Source organism: Bradyrhizobium sp. LeoA1Lang (assembly GCF_055413685.1).
Genome location: NZ_JBVAPG010000011.1, coordinates 1 through 16,040, shown reverse-complemented (window position 1 = coordinate 16,040; position 16,040 = coordinate 1). Strand labels below are relative to the sequence as shown.

Below are 16,040 nucleotides of genomic sequence, written 5' to 3'. Positions count from 1 at the left end.
CGGCATTCGGGGAGAAGACGGCATGGACCCCGACCATGACCTTGAAGGGATGGACCGCGACCACCTGGTCGCGGAGGTGAAACGCCTCCGGGCAGGTATCCGCGCGCACCGGGACAGCACCGGTCACGATTTGTGCTGGCATCATCCCGACCTGTGGGGGCTGCTTCCCGAACGGGTTGCGCCGGAGGTCGCCGTCCCACCATGGCCGAAATTCTTGCGTGGCTGCCTGCGATACCGGGAGGCGCTCGATCGCGAACTGCCTAACGCGCCGCGCGCTGACCACGAATACGAGTGACGCTGCCGCGAGCGATCTTAGTCCCGTAGCCCGGGTGGAGCGCAAGCGTAACCCGGGGCCGCCCGTAAATATCGACTCAGATGTCCCGGGTTTCGCTTTCGCTCCACCCGGGCTACGAATGCGTACCTCGCTACGAATCCCAGCCGCTGCCCTTGATCCCGGCATTCGCATAGACGATGCCGCCGTCCACCGTGATGGTGGCGCCGACCACATAGTCGCCGGCGCGGGAGGCGAGATAGATCGCGGCACCCGCCATGTCCTCGTCGGTGCCGATGCGGCCCGACGGCACCTTCGTCGCGACCTCATCGGCATTGTCGCGCGCCGCGCGGTTCAAGTCCGATTTGAACGGCCCCGGCGCGATCGCGGTGACCACGACGTGGTCCTTGATCAGCTTCACCGCCATCCGCCGCGTCAGGTGGATCAAGCCGGCCTTGCTTGCGGCATAGGAATAAGTCTCGAGCGGGTTGACGAAGATGCCGTCGATCGAGGCGATGTTGATCACCTTCGCCGGCCGCTCGGCGCTCGCGGCTGCGCGCAGCGGCGCGGCCAGCGCCTTGGTCAGGAAGAACGGCGCCTTGACGTTGAGGTTCATCACCTTGTCCCAACCGCTTTCCGGAAACTCATCGAAGTCAGCACCCCACGCCGCGCCGGCATTGTTGACGAGGATGTCGAGCCTCGGCTCGCGCTTCTTGATCTCGGCGGCCAGCATCTCGATGCCGGCGAGACCGGAGATGTCGATCGGCAGCGCGATGCATTCGCCGCCATACTCCGCCGAAAGCTCCTTTGCGGTCTCCTCGCACGGCCCGGCTTTCCGCGCGGTGATGTAGACCTTGGCCGCGCCTTGCGCGAGGAAGCCCGCGGCGATCATCCTGCCGATGCCGCGCGAGCCACCCGTCACCAGCGCAACGCGGCCCTTGAGTGAAAACAGATCCTTGAACATGTGTTCCTCCAAATACGTTGCAACGGTTGTGAGAGGAGCATCGAGACGAGTCAAGAATCCCGTCGTCCCGGCGAAGGCCGGGACCCATACCGCGGAAATCTATCGGTGAAGCGATCCGGTCGACACCTTCCTTACACAGCCGCACCCTGTGGTTATGGGTCCCGGGTCAAGCCCGGGACGACAGCAGGTGACGCTACGCCGCGTCGATGCGGCGGAAGCCGTTCCAGACGGCGGTGGCGGCGCCGGAGGTGAGGACGGGGATGATGCGCGCGTCCTGGTAATTGCCGTTCAGCGAGATGCGTTGCAGGGCGGTCAGGTGATCGGCGCTTTCCGGGAAGATCATGCCCGGCCGCGTCGTCACGGCGGTCTTGAAGCCCGCGGCGCTGGCAAGGGCGAATTCGCGTTGGCCGGCGGCGATCTTGTCGCCATAGGGATAGGCGAAATGCAGCACCGGCCGCGCCAGCGCCGCTTCGATCCGCTCCCGGCTGGCGGTCATCTCGAACGCCGCCACGTCCTCGGACTGCCGGGCGAGATTGCAATGGGTGATGGTGTGCGCGCCGATTGTTACCAGCGGATCGTTGGCGAACTCCTTCAGTTCGCTCCAGGACATGCAGAACTTGCGCGCGATCGTCGTCTCGTCGACATCATGGCGCGCGCACAGCGCCGAAACCTCGCGCTGGACATCCTGCTCGCCCGGCAAGCTCCGCAACCAGTCGTGCAACTGCTCGAAAGCTGTGTGTTTCGCCTCCGGCGTCGAGGTATCGATCGGCGTCATCGTTCCGCCGATCGGCGCCTCGATCGCGGCCGCCTTGGCGATCACCTGCTCCAGCGCGATCCACCACAGCCGGCCGGTCCCTTCCGCGAAATCGCTGGCGGCATAGACAATGAACGGCGCGTCGAACTCGCGCATGACGGGCAGTGCATGGTCGCGGTTGTCGCGATAGCCGTCGTCGAAGGTGAAGCAGGCAAAGCGCCGCGCGAAATCACGCTCGGTCATCCGCCGGTGCATCTCGTCCATGGTGACGATGTCGATGTCGAGCGAGCGCAGATGTTCCAGCATCGCGCGCAGGAACTCCGGTTCAACCTCGAGATGATGGTTCGGCTGGAACTCATCGTTGCGGCGTGGCCGGACATGGTGCAGCATGAAGACCGCCCCGACGCCTGCGAAGATTGGTCGCAGCAGGAAATGGGCTCCCGAGAAATACAGCGCTTCGAGTCCGGCGCGGATAACGGTTTTTCTGAGCTGTTTTTTCATCCGGGAAATCGGCCGGCCGGTTGCATTACGGAGCGAAATTAGCGAACCACCGCTGAACAAACGGTTAGCCGGCCCGGTTATACGCGGCTCTTTGCCAGACGCGGTATTTCGGGTTTGACAGTCAGCCAAGGGTTTGTTTTCTCTCTGGTTCCGGAGCCAGGACCCCGAATGCACGAACTTTTCAAGTGGAGTCGCAAGTGGTGGCCGGGCGTGATTCCGCTGGTCATCTGTTGGGGTATCGCGGCCTGGACCACGACCGCAACCGTGGAGGCTGATCTCGCCGCGCGATCAAACGCCGCGCTCAAGGACACCATCCTTGACAAGCGCAGGATCGCGGTCGCCGGGCGGGACGTGACGTTTGCCGCCGAGGCGTTCTCGGAGGAGGGCCGTCAGAGCGCGGTGGCCTCCGTCGAGGCGGTGCCCGGCGTGCGCCTCGTCAATGACGGGACGCGGCTCGTTCCCGAAGCAAAGCCATTTGTCTGGTCGGCCGAGCGCGATGTCGTCCGGGTGACGCTCACCGGCAGTGCGCCGTTACCGTCGAGCAAGGGCAAGCTGCTCGAAGCGGCCCGCAATACGCTTGGCGGTGTCGAAGTCGCCGACCAGATGTCGCTCGCCCGCGGCGCGCCGCCGCGCTTCGACAGCGCGGCGCTGCTGCTGCTCGACCAGATCGGCAAGTTGAAGGATGGCAAGATCACGCTGACCGATACCAAGGTCAACCTGTCCGGCATGGCGCGCGAGCTCGGCGGGCGCGAGGCGATCGCGGCGGCGTTGCGGAATCTGCCCGAGGGCTACTCGGTCGCAGCCAATGACATCAAGGCGCCGCCCTACATCTTCCAGGCCTACAAGGATCCGGTCGCGGTGACGCTGACGCTCACCGGCAATGTGCCCGACAACAACGCTCACGCCGGGCTCGTCGCGGCCGCCGGACGCAAGTTCTTCTCGGAGAAGGTCGTCGACAACCTCAAGGCCAGCGTGGGCGCTCCTTCCGGCTTTGCCAACGCCGTGGTGCCCGCGCTCGGCGCCTTGTCGCGGCTGTCGACCGGCACGCTCGTGGTGACCGATCGCGAAGTCAAGCTGTCGGGCGACGCCTTCTATGATGCCGCCGCCAACCAGATTCGCGCTGGCCTCGGCCGGGATTTTCCGCAAGGTTGGCAGTACAAGGCCGATATTTCGGTGAAGCCGGCGGCCTCCCCGGTGGATGCGACCGTGTGCCAGCAGCTCTTCACCGAGCTGCTGTCGAAGGCGAGGATCCGCTTTGAATCGGGCAAGGCCGATATCTCCGCGGATTCCGTCGGCCTGCTCGATCGCCTGACCGAGACCGCGCTGCGCTGCCCGAATGCCACGATCGAGATCGCCGGCCACACCGACAGCGACGGCGACGAGAGCGCCAACCAGGCGCTCTCCGAACGGCGCGCCGAGGCGGTGATGGACTATCTGGTCAAAGCGGGCCTGCCGGCGACGCGCTTCCAGGCGGTCGGCTATGGCGCCACGCAGCCGCTTGCCGGCAACGACAGCGAAGAAGGCAAGGCGCAGAACCGCCGCATCGATTTCGTGGTGAAGTGATGGCCTATCTGGCGACGTTCTTCTTGGGTTGGCTGCTTGCGGCGCTGTTGATCGGCCTTGCGATGGGCTGGATATCGGTGGTGCAGCGCGGGGAAGGGGTGTCACGAAAGCTGGCGCGATGGCTGGCGCTGCTTGCGGCGATCCTGATCGCCCTTGCGCTCGGCCACATCGTTCCCGGCCGCTTCGGCTATTGGCTCGACCTGTTCCTGATCATGTTCGCGCTCTATCTCGCCGGATGCCTGGTGGGATCGTGGCTGCGTGACTGGGTGGTGTCGCGCAGCCAGCCGGCCAGATGAGGTGGCGAGTTGCGGCTGTCAGGCGGGTTTCGTGCTCCCGATGGCTGCTGCCGGGACGTTCGGTCGCATCGGTGGTGGGCTGGCCACGGCCCGCGCCTGCGTGTCAACTCCTTGTCGGATCGGCGAGAATGCAGCAAAACTGTGCACCTGCTGTCATGAACTCCCCCTAATGTGTTGAAGATGCGCGTTTTATCGTCGCCAGACGAATTCCACTTCGACCCGAAACGCGCTACGACAGGCGGGAGGGAACAGCGGAGCGTCGGCGGGGTTCGCCCGGTAGCCGTCGTCGCGGGATCGCAATTCGAGGTCTAGATGCTGGAAGCAATCCGCAGGGCGATCGCGTTTCTGCGCCAGAAGCAGGTCCTGCACAAATTGGGCGTTGCGATCAGTATCACGGTCATCGCGATCGCGTGCTACGTGCTCTATCACATGCTGCGCGGCATCGACACCAACGAGGTGCTCGAGGCCATCAAAAGCACCGAGCCGCGCCAGATCGCCCTCGCGGCGCTGTTCGTGGCGGCCGGCTATTTCACGCTGACCTTCTACGACCTGTTCGCGGTGCGTGCGATCGGCCACAGCCACATTCCCTACCGCATCAATGCGCTCGCCGCCTTCACCTCCTATTCGATCGGGCACAATGTCGGCGCCAGCGTCTTCACCGGCGGGGCGGTGCGCTACCGCATCTATTCGGCCTGGGGGCTGAACGCGATCGACGTCGCCAAGATCTGCTTCCTGGCCGGGCTGACCTTCTGGCTCGGCAATGCCGCCGTGCTCGGCATCGGGATTGCCTATCATCCGGAGGCCGCCGCTTCGATCGATCAGCTTCCGCCCTGGCTCAATCGGGTCGCGGCATTCACGATCATCGTCGCGCTGGTGGCCTATGTGGTCTGGGTCTGGACCCAGCCGCGGGCGGTCGGGCGCGGGCCCTGGACGGTGACGCTGCCGGGCGGGCCGCTGACACTCTTGCAGATCTGCATCGGCATCATCGACCTCGGGTTCTGCGCCTTGGCGATGTACGTGCTGGTGCCGGACGAGCCCAATCTCGGCTTTGTCGTGGTGGCCGTCATCTTCGTCTCGGCGACACTACTGGGCTTTGCCAGCCACTCGCCCGGCGGCCTCGGCGTGTTCGACGCCGCCATGCTGGTCGGCCTCTGGCAGATGGACCGCGAGGACCTGCTCGGCGGGATGCTTTTGTTCCGGATGCTCTACTATATTTCACCTTTTGTCATATCTGTAATCTTGCTGACGTTTCGGGAGCTTATCCTCGGAGCGCGAATCAAGCGCCTGCGCCATTTGGGAGCTGGCTCCGACGCCAAACCGCGGCATGAGGCCGTTTATGTCCGCGAGCGCGGAGACACCAGCGCCTGACGCCGCCGCCTGAACAGGAAGAAGCCGGCTCAATGGCCCTTCACGAATCCTCTTCCTCCTTCTTCTCGCCGTGGCCCGACCGGCTGCGGCACTCGGCTATTGTCCTGCTTGCGGCGGGGCTGGCGCTCAGCGTGCTGGTCGCGCTCGATGAGCTCTCGCTGATCCGCGCTTTTGCGGTGTTCCTCTGCATCGCCGCCGCGGCGCTGGTGCCCTGGCGCCTGCACGACGTGGCGGCCTCCCGCGAGGATACCCGCAGCGTCAACCCGGTCGAGAACGGGGCGGTTGCCGCCGTCGTCGCCGGCATGCCGGACCCGGCGGTGCTGCTCGACCGCGCCGGGCGCGTCATCCATCTCAATGCCGCAGCGGCCCAGTTGGCGCCGGCGCTGCGCAAGAACGAGCTGGCCCAATTCGCGTTGCGGTCGCCGGAGATCATCACCGCGCTGCGCGAGGCGATCGCCACCACCGAGCCGCGGCGCGCCACCTATCTCGATCATGTCCCGGTCGATCGCTGGATGGAATTGGTGATCACGCCGGTGCCGGTGCCGACCCTGTTCGGCGGCACCGACAAGTGCATGCTGATGACCTTCCACGACCTGACGCCGCTGCGCCGGGTCGAGGAAATGCGCGCCGACTTCGTCGCCAATGCCAGCCACGAATTGCGGACGCCGCTCGCGGCGCTGTCGGGCTTCATCGACACCCTGCAGGGACCGGCCAGGGACGATCCGCGGGCGCGGGAGCGCTTCCTCGGCATCATGCACACCCAGGCCACCCGGATGGCGCGGCTGATCGACGATCTGTTGTCGCTGTCGCGGGTCGAGCTCTCGGCCCATGTCCGCCCCGACACCTGCGTCGACCTGATCCCGATCATCCGCCAGGTCGCCGACGGCCTGGAGCCGCTGGCGCGCGAGCGGCAGGTCGTGATCGAGATCCAGCTTCCCGAGATGCCGGTCATGATCGCGGGCGACCGCGAGGAGCTGTTGCGGCTGTTCGAAAACCTGATCGAGAACGCCCTGAAATACGGCGCCTCCGGCGGCAGGGTGATCGTCTCGCTCAAGGAGGCCGCCTCCGGCGAGGGCGCCCCGGAGATCCGGGTCCTGGTGCGGGATTTCGGTCCCGGCATCGCCCCGGAACACCTGCCGCGGCTGACCGAGCGCTTCTACCGGGTCGACGTCGGCGACAGCCGCCTCCAGGGCGGAACCGGGCTCGGATTATCCTTGGTGAAACATATTCTTAACCGTCATCGCGGCCGTCTCTTGATCGAAAGCGTGCCGAAAAACGGCGCTACTTTTACCGCCTGTTTTCCCCAGGTGAAGACCGCCGCAGCGACATAAAATCAAGCAATTTCAATTGCTTGAATGTGTCATCCAACTGTCACCCAACCTTCGTAAAACGAGCATCGACCGCTCCTAAACGGACCGGCGTGAGCGCGATCGGGCGCATCCGGCGCTTCGCTCACAGGATTGGAGACCACCCCATGAATTTCTTTAGGACAATCGTCGCTGCCGGCTTGGTGGCCGTTTCGACGTCGGCCTTCGCGGCCGATATCACTGGCGCGGGCGCGACATTTCCGTTCCCGATCTATTCCAAATGGGCGGACGCCTATAAGAAGGAAACGGGCAACGGGCTGAATTATCAGTCGATCGGCTCGGGCGCCGGCATCAAGCAGATCCAGGCCAAGACCGTGACCTTCGGTGCCACCGATGCGCCGCTGAAGGCCGAGCAGCTCGAGAAGGACGGACTCGTCCAGTGGCCGATGGTGATGGGCGCGATCGTGCCGGTCGTGAACCTCGAAGGCATCAAGCCGGGCGAGCTCGTGCTGTCGGGCGAAGTGATCGGCAACATCTATCTCGGCAAGATCACCAAGTGGGACGATGCGGCGATTGCCAAGCTCAATCCGAAGCTGAAGCTGCCCTCTGACGCCATCACTGTCGTGCGCCGTTCCGACGGTTCGGGCACCACCTTCAACTTCACCGACTTCCTCTCCAAGTCGAACGCCGACTGGAAGTCCAAGGTCGGCTCGGGCACTGCGGTCGAGTGGCCGGTTGGCGTTGGCGCCAAGGGCAACGAGGGTGTTGCCGGCAACATCAGCCAGACCAAGAACGCCATCGGCTACGTCGAATACGCCTACGCCAAGCAGAACAAGCTGACCTATGCCGCGATGGTCAACAAGGCGGGCAAGACCGTGCAGCCGACCATTGCTGCGTTCCAGGCTGCTGCTTCCAACGCGGACTGGGCCAAGGCTCCGGGCTACTACGTGATCCTGACCGACCAGCCGGGCGATGCGTCCTGGCCGATCACCGCGGCGACCTTCATCCTGATGCACAAGGAGCCGACGGATAAGGCGGCTTCGGGCGAAGCCATCAAGTTCTTCAAGTGGTCGTTCGAGAAGGGCGGCAAGGCCGCCGAGGAGCTCGACTACATTCCGATGCCGGAAGCGGTCGTCAAGCTGATCGAAAAGACCTGGGCCTCGGACATCAAGAGCTGAGCCTCGCATCGAGAGCCTCGCGCCCCGTCATCTTCCGGGGCGCGAGTCTAGCAAGTGATCCCGGAATCCCAAGGGGTTCCGGGTCTGGTCCTCGGACCCAGAAGCGGCGCCGGATAAACTCGTCGGCAAGATCGCTCGACAAGAAGCGACCCTTCTATTGTATCAGTCAACACAGGGGATTGGCGTGGCAGACATGGCCGTTCAAAGCGACGTAATGGCAGCCTCCGGACCTTACGATCGTGCCAAGGCCCTCAGCGCCTTCAAACTCGGTGACCTCACCTTCTACTGGATCACCCGGGCCTGCGCGATTTCGGTGCTCCTGATCCTTGGCGGCATCATTCTTTCGCTGATTGCCGGCGCCTGGCCGGCGATGAAGGAATACGGCTTCGCCTTCCTGTCGACGCAACGCTGGGCGCCGTCGGCCGATCCGCCGGTGCTCGGTGCGCTCGGGCCGATCTATGGCACGCTCATCACCTCTATCATCGCGATGCTGATCGCCATTCCCGTCGGCATCGGCATTGCGATCTTCCTCACCGAGCTTTGCCCGCAATGGCTGCGCCGCCCGATCGGCATCGCGATTGAGCTCCTGGCCGGCATCCCCTCGATCATCTACGGCATGTGGGGCTTCTTCGTGCTCGGCCCGTTCCTCGCCAACACCTTCCAGCCGTTCATGATCCGCCTGTTCGACGGCGTGCCGCTGCTGGGCGCGGTGTTCGGCGGCCCGCCGTCCTATCTCAGCCTGTTCAACGCCGCGCTGATCCTGGCGATCATGGTGCTGCCCTTCATCACGGCGATCTCGGTCGACGTGTTCAAGACAGTGCCGCCGGTCCTGAAGGAGGCGGCCTACGGGGTCGGCTGCACCACCTGGGAAGTCGTCCGCAACGTCGTGATCCCCTATACCCGCGTCGGCGTGATCGGCGGCATCATGCTGGCCCTCGGCCGCGCACTCGGCGAGACCATGGCCGTGACCTTCATCATCGGCAACTCGTTCCGCATCTCCTCCTCGATCTTCGCGCCGGGCACGACGATCTCGGCGGCGATCGCCAGCGAATTCGCCGAGAGTGACGGATTGCACCAATCGGGCCTGATCCTGCTCGGCCTGTTGCTGTTCGTGCTGACGTTCATTGTTCTCGCCTGTGCGCGACTGATGCTGATGCGTCTGGAAAAGAAGGCGGGGAACTGAGCCATGAATCCGATTTACAGGTCCCGCCGTCGCAACGACATCATCATCCGCGGGCTTTGCATCGCCGCTGCCGCGTTTGGGGTGACTTGGCTGGCGCTGATCCTGTTCACGCTGTTCTACAACGGCCTCGCCGGCCTCAGCCTCGATGTCTTCACCAAGAACACGCCGCCGCCCGGCTCCACCGATGGCGGTCTCCTGAACGCGATCGTCGGCTCGGTGATCATGACCGTGATCGGTGTCGGCATCGGCGCGCCGCTCGGCCTGTTTGCCGGCACCTATCTGGCCGAATACGGCAAGCATGACCGGCTCACTTCGGTGATCCGCTTCATCAACGACATCCTCTTGAGCGCGCCGTCGATCATCATCGGCCTGTTCATCTATGGCGCGGTCGTCGTGCCGATGGGCGGCTTCTCCGCGCTGGCCGGCTGTCTGGCGCTGGCGGTGATCGTCATCCCCGTCGTGCTGCGCACCACCGAGGACATGCTGCTGCTCGTCCCCAACCCGCTGCGGGAGGCGGCCTCCGCGCTTGGCCTTCCGCGCTCGCTGGTGATCAAGCGGATCGCCTACCGCGCGGCGCGCTCCGGCCTGATCACGGGCGTGCTGCTGGCGACCGCCCGCGTCGCCGGCGAGACCGCGCCGCTATTGTTCACCGCGCTGTCCAATCAGTTCTTCAGCCTGAACCTGACCAAGACGATGGCGAACCTGCCGGTGACGATCAACAACTTCGTGCAGAGCCCCTACGCCTATTGGAAAGAGCTCGCCTGGAGCGGGGCCCTGCTCATCACCTTGACCGTGCTCGCGCTCAACATCGGCGCGCGCATCCTCGGCGCCGAAAGGAGCGCAAAATGACCGATATGACCGTATCGACGACCAGCCCGAGCGCGGCCATTCCCCAGAAATCGCTGCCGGAAGCGCCGCCGAAGGTGACGGCACGCAGCCTCAACTTCTATTACGGCGAGCACCACGCGCTGAAGAACATCAACCTGGCGCTCGGCACCAACCGCGTCACCGCCTTCATCGGTCCTTCCGGTTGCGGCAAGTCAACGCTGCTGCGGATCTTCAACCGGATGTACGACCTCTATCCCGGCCAGCGCGCCACCGGCCAACTGATGCTGGACCAGACCAACATCCTCGACCCCAAGCTCGACCTCAACCTGCTGCGGGCGCGGATCGGAATGGTGTTCCAGAAGCCGACGCCGTTCCCGATGACGATCTATGAGAATATCGCCTTCGGCATCCGCCTTTACGAGAAGATCTCGAAATCCGAAATGGACGGCCGAGTCGAGAAAGCGCTGCGCGGCGGCGCGCTGTGGAACGAGGTCAAGGACAAGCTCAATGCCTCCGGCCTGAGCCTCTCCGGCGGCCAGCAGCAGCGTCTGTGCATCGCTCGCACGGTTGCGGTGCGGCCCGAAGTGATCCTGTTCGACGAGCCCTGCTCGGCGCTCGATCCGATTTCGACCGCCAAGGTCGAGGAACTGATCCAGGAGCTGTCGGAGGACTACACGATCGCGATCGTCACGCATAACATGCAGCAGGCGGCGCGCGTCTCCGACAAGACCGCGTTCATGTATCTGGGCGAACTGATCGAGTTCGACGACACCAGCAAGATCTTCACCTCGCCGAGCGATCGTCGCACCCAGGACTACATCACCGGCCGGTTCGGTTGAGGAGGGACATCATGGCTTCTGAACATACCGCCAAGGCGTTCGACAGCGATCTTCAGGAACTGACCCGTCTGGTCGCGGAGATGGGCGGGCTGGTCGAACGGATGATCACCGAATCCGTCGATGCGCTGATCCGCCGCGACATTGCGCTCGGCAAGCGTGTCGTCGCTTCCGACATCGAGATCGACAGCCTGCAGCGCGTGATCGAAGAGCGCGCCGTGCTGACGATCGCCCGCCGCCAGCCGATGGCCGTCGACCTGCGCGAGATCGTCGGCGCGATGCGGGTGGCGACCGACCTCGAGCGGATCGGCGACCTCGCCAAGAACATGGGCAAGCGCGTCGCCGCGCTGGAGAACGACTTCCAGCCGCTGAAGCTGATCCGCGGCTTGGAGCACATGACCGACCTCGTGCTGTCGCAGGTCAAGTCCGTGCTCGACGCTTATGCCGCGCACGATCTGCCGGCCGCGATGAACGTCTGGAAGAGCGACGAGGAGGTGGACGCGATCTGCACCTCGCTGTTCCGGGAGCTCCTCACCTACATGATGGAAGATCCGCGCAACATCTCGTTCTGCATCCACCTGATGTTCTGCGCCAAGAACATCGAGCGGATCGGCGACCACGCCACCAACATCGCGGAGACGGTGTTCTACATGATCGAGGGTCAGCAGATGACCGACAAGCGGCCGAAGGGGGATATGACGACGTTCGCCACGACCGTTCCGGGCAACTAGAGCACATCCAGGAAAGTCGAAGCCGGTTTTCCGAAGAAGATCCTGCTCAAAACATCAAAGGAAGAGTGGGATGACGATTCAGGCAGAGAGTCATCCCGCTATAGGAGAAGCCAAGCCGATGAGCGCACGCATTCTGGTGGTCGAAGACGAAGAAGCGCTGACGACGCTGTTGCGCTACAATCTCGATGCAGAAGGCTATGATGTCGAAACGGTCGCCCGTGGAGATGATGCGGACACAAGGCTCAAGGAACGCATTCCCGACCTTGTCGTGCTCGACTGGATGCTGCCGGGACTCTCCGGCATCGAGCTGTGCCGCCGTCTACGGGCGCGGCCGGAGACCAAGCAGCTCCCGATCATCATGCTGACCGCGCGCGGCGAGGAAAGCGAGCGCGTGAGGGGACTGGCGACCGGCGCCGACGACTACATCGTCAAGCCGTTCTCGGTGCCTGAACTGCTGGCGCGGGTGAAGGGCCTGTTGCGTCGGGCAAGTCCGGAGCGGCTCGCCACCGTGCTCACCTATGGCGACATCGAGCTCGACCGCGAGAAGCGTCGCGTCGCGCGCTCGGGCCGTCCGATCGATCTCGGCCCGACCGAATATCGCCTGCTGGAGTTCTTCCTGGAGCATCCCGGCCGCGTGTTCAGCCGCGAGCAGTTGCTCGACAGCGTCTGGGGGCGCGACATCTATATCGACGAGCGCACCGTCGACGTCCACATCGGCCGCCTGCGCAAATTGCTCAATCCCGGCCGCGAGCAGGACCCGATCCGCACCGTCCGCGGCGCGGGCTACGCGCTGGATGATCGCTTCGCGAAGGCCGAGCAGTCGTAACTCGGCGACCTCAATCCGTAGCCCGGGTGCAGCGAAGCGTAACCCGGGGAAATTTGGACCTGCCGATACAGCATTGCCGGGTTACGCTGCGCTTCACCCGGGCTACGATCTGTCGTCGGCTTACTTGCCGTGTGACGGCTTGACCGTCGGACGGCGGCGGTCCGCTGCCGGCTGGTAGGCGACGCGGGAGTGGTGCGCGCAATAGGGCAGGCCGGGAAGCGCCTTGCCGCCGCAGAAGAAGAATTCCGGGCTCGAGGGATCGCCGACCGGCCAGTGGCAGGTGGCCTCGTTCAATTCGAGCAGCGACAGCCGCTGGCTCATCGGCACCACATTGTCGTAGGCGATAGGGTCCGCTTCCACCTCCACCTCGAAGGCGTGGGCGAGTGCGGTGTTGCCGCGGGAGACCGGCCGCGCTACGCGCATCATCGGCTGTGCGGGACGCGCCTTGCGCTGCCGCGGCGCGGCTGCAGCAGGACTCTTGGCGCGGCCCGAGAGGCCGAGCCGGTGCACCTTGCCGATCACTGCATTGCGCGTCACGTTGCCGAGTTCCGCTGCGATCTGGCTGGCCGAGAGCCCGGCTTCCCAGAGCTTCTTCAATTGCTCGACGCGTTCGTCGGACCAGGTCAATACCGTCATCGCATCTTTCCCTTCGCGTTGCGCCGGCCGATCCTGGGACAGCGCTGCGATGCCTAATCTCAAAAATCCCTGCGGGCAGAATCCCTTAAGGCTCGCCGGGCACGAAAACCGCACCCGAACGTGTACGCCGCACACAAAGGACTCTAGGGATCAAAACTGCCGCACGAGATGTCGTACCCGACAGGCCAGACGCTACAATATGGCGTGACTCTGGCGCAAGAGTCCGCGCCTATGCGTCCACATGTTCCGACATTTAGGGATTGCAATCGGGCTTTTCCACTACACTGGAAACCCGCGGATTACCCGGTACTTTGCAGCGCAGCCTGGCGGCTTCGTGGCGATTGACAGCGCCCGCCGCGCGCATAGAATGCCTTTACGTGCCGCCCTGCAAAGGCGGCACGTTTTGTTTTCGCTGGATGAGCTCCAGCCGCGTGTCTGCATCGCTGCACGCCGCCAGGGCTCATCTGAAAGGCTTGTCTAAAACCCTTCAGTGATCGCCATGACCGACAGCGCCACGTCGCATCTGCTTCCCGTTTTTGCCAGGGCCGATCTCGGCTTCGAACGCGGCGAAGGCTGTTGGCTGATCTCGACCAAAGGCGAGCGTTATCTCGACTTCACCTCCGGCGTCGCGGTGAACGCGCTCGGCCATGCCCATCCGCATCTGGTGAAGGCGCTGCAGGAGCAGGCGACGAAGCTCTGGCACATGTCGAACCTGTTCAAGAGCCCGGACGGCGAGAAGCTTGCCGCGCGGCTGTGCGAGCAGAGTTTTGCGGACTTCGTGTTCTTCTGCAATTCCGGCGCGGAAGCGATGGAAGGCGTGATCAAGGTCGTGCGTCACTATCACTTCTCGAAGGGGCATCCGGAGCGCTATCGCATCGTCACCTTCGAAGGCGCCTTCCATGGCCGCACGCTCGCGACGCTGGCCGCGACCGGCGCCGCCAAATATCTCGAGGGCTTCGGCCCGCCGATGGACGGTTTCGACCAGGTGCCGCATGGCGACATCGAAGCGGTGAAACGCGCGATTGGTCCGCAGACGGCAGGCATCCTGATCGAGCCGGTGCAGGGCGAAGGCGGCGTGCGCTCTGCGCCGCCGGCCTTCTTCAAGGCGCTGCGCCAGCTTTGCGACGAGCACGGTCTCCTGCTCGCCTTCGATGAGGTGCAGACCGGCATGGGCCGCACCGGCGATCTCTTCGCCTACAAGCGCATCGGGGTCACTCCCGATGTGATGTCGCTGGCCAAGGCGCTCGGCGGCGGCTTTCCGATCGGCGCCTTCCTTGCGACCGCGGAAGCCGCGTCCGGCATGACGCCGGGCTCGCACGGCTCGACCTTCGGCGGCAACCCGCTCGCGGTCGCGGCCGCCAGCGCCGTGCTCGATGTGATGCTGCAGCCCGGCTTCTTCGATCACGTGCAGAAGATGTCGCTCCTGCTCAAGCAGAAGCTCGCCTCCGTGGTCGACCGCTATCCGTACATTCTCGCGGACGTGCGCGGCGAGGGGCTTCTGATCGGCGTCAAGGCGGTGGTGCCCTCGGGCGACCTCGTCAACGCCCTGCGCGAGCAGAAGCTGCTCACGGTCGGCGCCGGCGATAATGTGGTGCGCTTCCTCGCGCCGCTGATCGTCGGCGAGGCCGAGATCGAGCACGCCATCGGTTGCCTCGAGCGCGCCTGCACCGCGCTCTCAAGTGGACCGTCGAAGAAGGCAGCGGGATGATGAGCAAGGCACCCCGTCACTTCCTCGACATCAACGAAATGTCGCTCAACGAGCTGCGCGCCATGCTCGCCGCCGGCGCCGCCATGAAGGCGAGACTGAAGGCGCATGAGAGGGCTACGAAGCCGCTCGAAGGCAAGACGCTGGCGATGATCTTCGAGCGCCCCTCGACCCGCACGCGGGTGTCGTTCGATGTCGGCATGCGCCAGCTTGGCGGTGAATCGATCATGCTCACCGGTGCCGAGATGCAGCTTGGCCGTGGCGAGACCATCGCCGATACCGCGCGGGTGCTGTCGCGCTATGTCGATGCGATCATGATCCGCATCCTCAACCACGATGCGCTCTTGGAACTTGCCGCGCACGCCACCGTCCCCGTGATCAACGGGCTGACCCGGCGCTCGCATCCCTGCCAGGTGATGGCCGACCTGATGACGTTCGAGGAGCGTCGCGGTTCGATCGAGGGCAAGATCGTGGCCTGGACCGGTGACGACAACAACGTGCTGGCGTCATGGGCGCATGCCGCCGAGCGTTTCAAGTTCGCCCTCAACATCGCGACGCCGCCGCAGCTCGCGCCGAACAAGGCGATGCGCGACTGGATCAAGGCCACCCAGGCGCCGATCGTGCTCGGCAACGACCCCGAAGCAGCCGTGCGCGGCGCCGACTGCGTCGTCACCGACACCTGGGTGTCGATGGGCGACAAGGATGGCGAGCACCGCCACAATCTGCTGCGGCCCTATCAGGTCAATGCCAAGCTGATGTCGCTGGCGAAGCCCGATGCACTGTTCATGCATTGCCTGCCGGCGCATCGCGGCGAGGAAGTCACCGACGAGGTGATCGACGGTCCGCAATCGGTGGTGTTCGACGAGGCGGAGAACCGCCTGCATGCGCAGAAGGGCATTCTGGCCTGGTGTTTTGACGCGGTCGCGTAGTCGACCGCAAGAACGGCTGTCGTCCCGGGCTTGACCCGGGACCCATATGTGGACGGCCCCCGTGGCACAAGAGCTTTTGAGGTGATCGGATCGCTTGCATCCATATGTCCGGCCTGTTTGATGCGATCGGATGATCGCTGGCCAAGATGGGATGCGCGAGGCGG

16 protein-coding genes are annotated in these 16,040 nt (G+C 64.5%); 13 read left to right on the top strand and 3 right to left on the bottom strand.

Features of this window, described 5'->3' with window-relative positions:
- The first annotated feature begins 22 nt into the window (after nt 1–22).
- Nucleotides 23–295: a hypothetical protein gene (locus ACZYOF_RS06305; protein ID WP_463715179.1), complete on the top strand. Its 273-nt coding sequence runs from the start codon at nt 23–25 to the stop codon at nt 293–295.
- A gap of 130 nt (nt 296–425) precedes the next feature.
- Here the strand turns inward: ACZYOF_RS06305 and ACZYOF_RS06300 are convergent, their stop codons facing one another.
- Both ACZYOF_RS06300 and ACZYOF_RS06295 read right to left on the bottom strand, forming a co-directional pair.
- Nucleotides 426–1,235 (bottom strand): SDR family oxidoreductase, encoded by an 810-nt coding sequence (locus tag ACZYOF_RS06300; RefSeq protein ID WP_463715178.1) that lies wholly within the window; start codon nt 1,233–1,235, stop codon nt 426–428.
- A 193-nt stretch (nt 1,236–1,428) separates the two neighbouring features.
- Nucleotides 1,429–2,490 carry a polysaccharide deacetylase family protein gene (locus ACZYOF_RS06295; RefSeq protein ID WP_463715177.1) on the bottom strand — a complete coding sequence of 354 codons (1,062 nt, stop codon included), beginning with the start codon at nt 2,488–2,490 and terminating at the stop codon, nt 1,429–1,431.
- Nucleotides 2,491–2,658: 168 nt separating this feature from the next.
- On the opposite strand from ACZYOF_RS06295, the gene ACZYOF_RS06290 reads away from it, so the two are divergent.
- The 10 genes from ACZYOF_RS06290 (at nt 2,659) to phoB (ending at nt 12,606) form a co-directional block, all read left to right on the top strand.
- Nucleotides 2,659–4,053 carry an OmpA family protein gene (locus ACZYOF_RS06290; protein WP_463715176.1) on the top strand — a complete coding sequence of 465 codons (1,395 nt, stop codon included), beginning with the start codon at nt 2,659–2,661 and terminating at the stop codon, nt 4,051–4,053.
- Nucleotides 4,053–4,349, top strand: coding sequence for a hypothetical protein (locus ACZYOF_RS06285; RefSeq protein ID WP_130580565.1), 297 nt, complete (start codon nt 4,053–4,055; stop codon nt 4,347–4,349). The genes ACZYOF_RS06290 and ACZYOF_RS06285 overlap by 1 nt, the downstream gene beginning before the upstream one ends.
- 312 nt (nt 4,350–4,661) lie before the next feature.
- The gene (locus tag ACZYOF_RS06280; RefSeq protein WP_463715175.1) at nt 4,662–5,717 is read left to right on the top strand and encodes a lysylphosphatidylglycerol synthase domain-containing protein; all 1,056 of its coding nucleotides are present in this window, start codon (nt 4,662–4,664) and stop codon (nt 5,715–5,717) included.
- 32 nt (nt 5,718–5,749) lie between these two features.
- Nucleotides 5,750–7,048 (top strand): ATP-binding protein, encoded by a 1,299-nt coding sequence (locus tag ACZYOF_RS06275; protein ID WP_463715174.1) that lies wholly within the window; start codon nt 5,750–5,752, stop codon nt 7,046–7,048.
- Between the two features lie 143 nt (nt 7,049–7,191).
- Nucleotides 7,192–8,202: a phosphate ABC transporter substrate-binding protein PstS gene (gene pstS / locus ACZYOF_RS06270; protein WP_130583019.1), complete on the top strand. Its 1,011-nt coding sequence runs from the start codon at nt 7,192–7,194 to the stop codon at nt 8,200–8,202.
- Between the two features lie 193 nt (nt 8,203–8,395).
- Entirely contained in the window at nt 8,396–9,385 is a 990-nt protein-coding gene (pstC, locus tag ACZYOF_RS06265; RefSeq protein ID WP_463715173.1) for a phosphate ABC transporter permease subunit PstC, read from the top strand.
- A gap of 3 nt (nt 9,386–9,388) precedes the next feature.
- A complete protein-coding gene (gene pstA, locus ACZYOF_RS06260; RefSeq protein WP_130583021.1) occupies nt 9,389–10,234 on the top strand; it encodes a phosphate ABC transporter permease PstA in 846 nt (281 codons plus the stop codon).
- A 5-nt stretch (nt 10,235–10,239) separates the two neighbouring features.
- The gene (gene pstB / locus ACZYOF_RS06255) at nt 10,240–11,052 is read left to right on the top strand and encodes a phosphate ABC transporter ATP-binding protein PstB (protein ID WP_394568969.1); all 813 of its coding nucleotides are present in this window, start codon (nt 10,240–10,242) and stop codon (nt 11,050–11,052) included.
- Between the two features lie 11 nt (nt 11,053–11,063).
- Nucleotides 11,064–11,780, top strand: coding sequence for a phosphate signaling complex protein PhoU (phoU, locus tag ACZYOF_RS06250; RefSeq protein ID WP_130583023.1), 717 nt, complete (start codon nt 11,064–11,066; stop codon nt 11,778–11,780).
- Nucleotides 11,781–11,898: 118 nt separating this feature from the next.
- Entirely contained in the window at nt 11,899–12,606 is a 708-nt protein-coding gene (gene phoB, locus ACZYOF_RS06245; protein ID WP_028163454.1) for a phosphate regulon transcriptional regulator PhoB, read from the top strand.
- Nucleotides 12,607–12,726: 120 nt separating this feature from the next.
- On the opposite strand, the gene ACZYOF_RS06240 is transcribed toward phoB, so the two are convergent.
- On the bottom strand, nt 12,727–13,242 hold the full coding sequence (locus ACZYOF_RS06240) for a GcrA family cell cycle regulator (protein WP_130583024.1): 516 nt from the start codon (nt 13,240–13,242) through the stop codon (nt 12,727–12,729).
- Nucleotides 13,243–13,741: 499 nt separating this feature from the next.
- On the opposite strand from ACZYOF_RS06240, the gene ACZYOF_RS06235 reads away from it, so the two are divergent.
- A complete protein-coding gene (locus ACZYOF_RS06235) occupies nt 13,742–14,950 on the top strand; it encodes an acetylornithine transaminase (RefSeq protein WP_463715172.1) in 1,209 nt (402 codons plus the stop codon).
- Nucleotides 14,950–15,876 carry an ornithine carbamoyltransferase gene (gene argF / locus ACZYOF_RS06230; protein ID WP_130583026.1) on the top strand — a complete coding sequence of 309 codons (927 nt, stop codon included), beginning with the start codon at nt 14,950–14,952 and terminating at the stop codon, nt 15,874–15,876. Before ACZYOF_RS06235 ends, argF begins: the two co-directional genes overlap by 1 nt.
- Nucleotides 15,877–16,040: the final 164 nt, after the last annotated feature.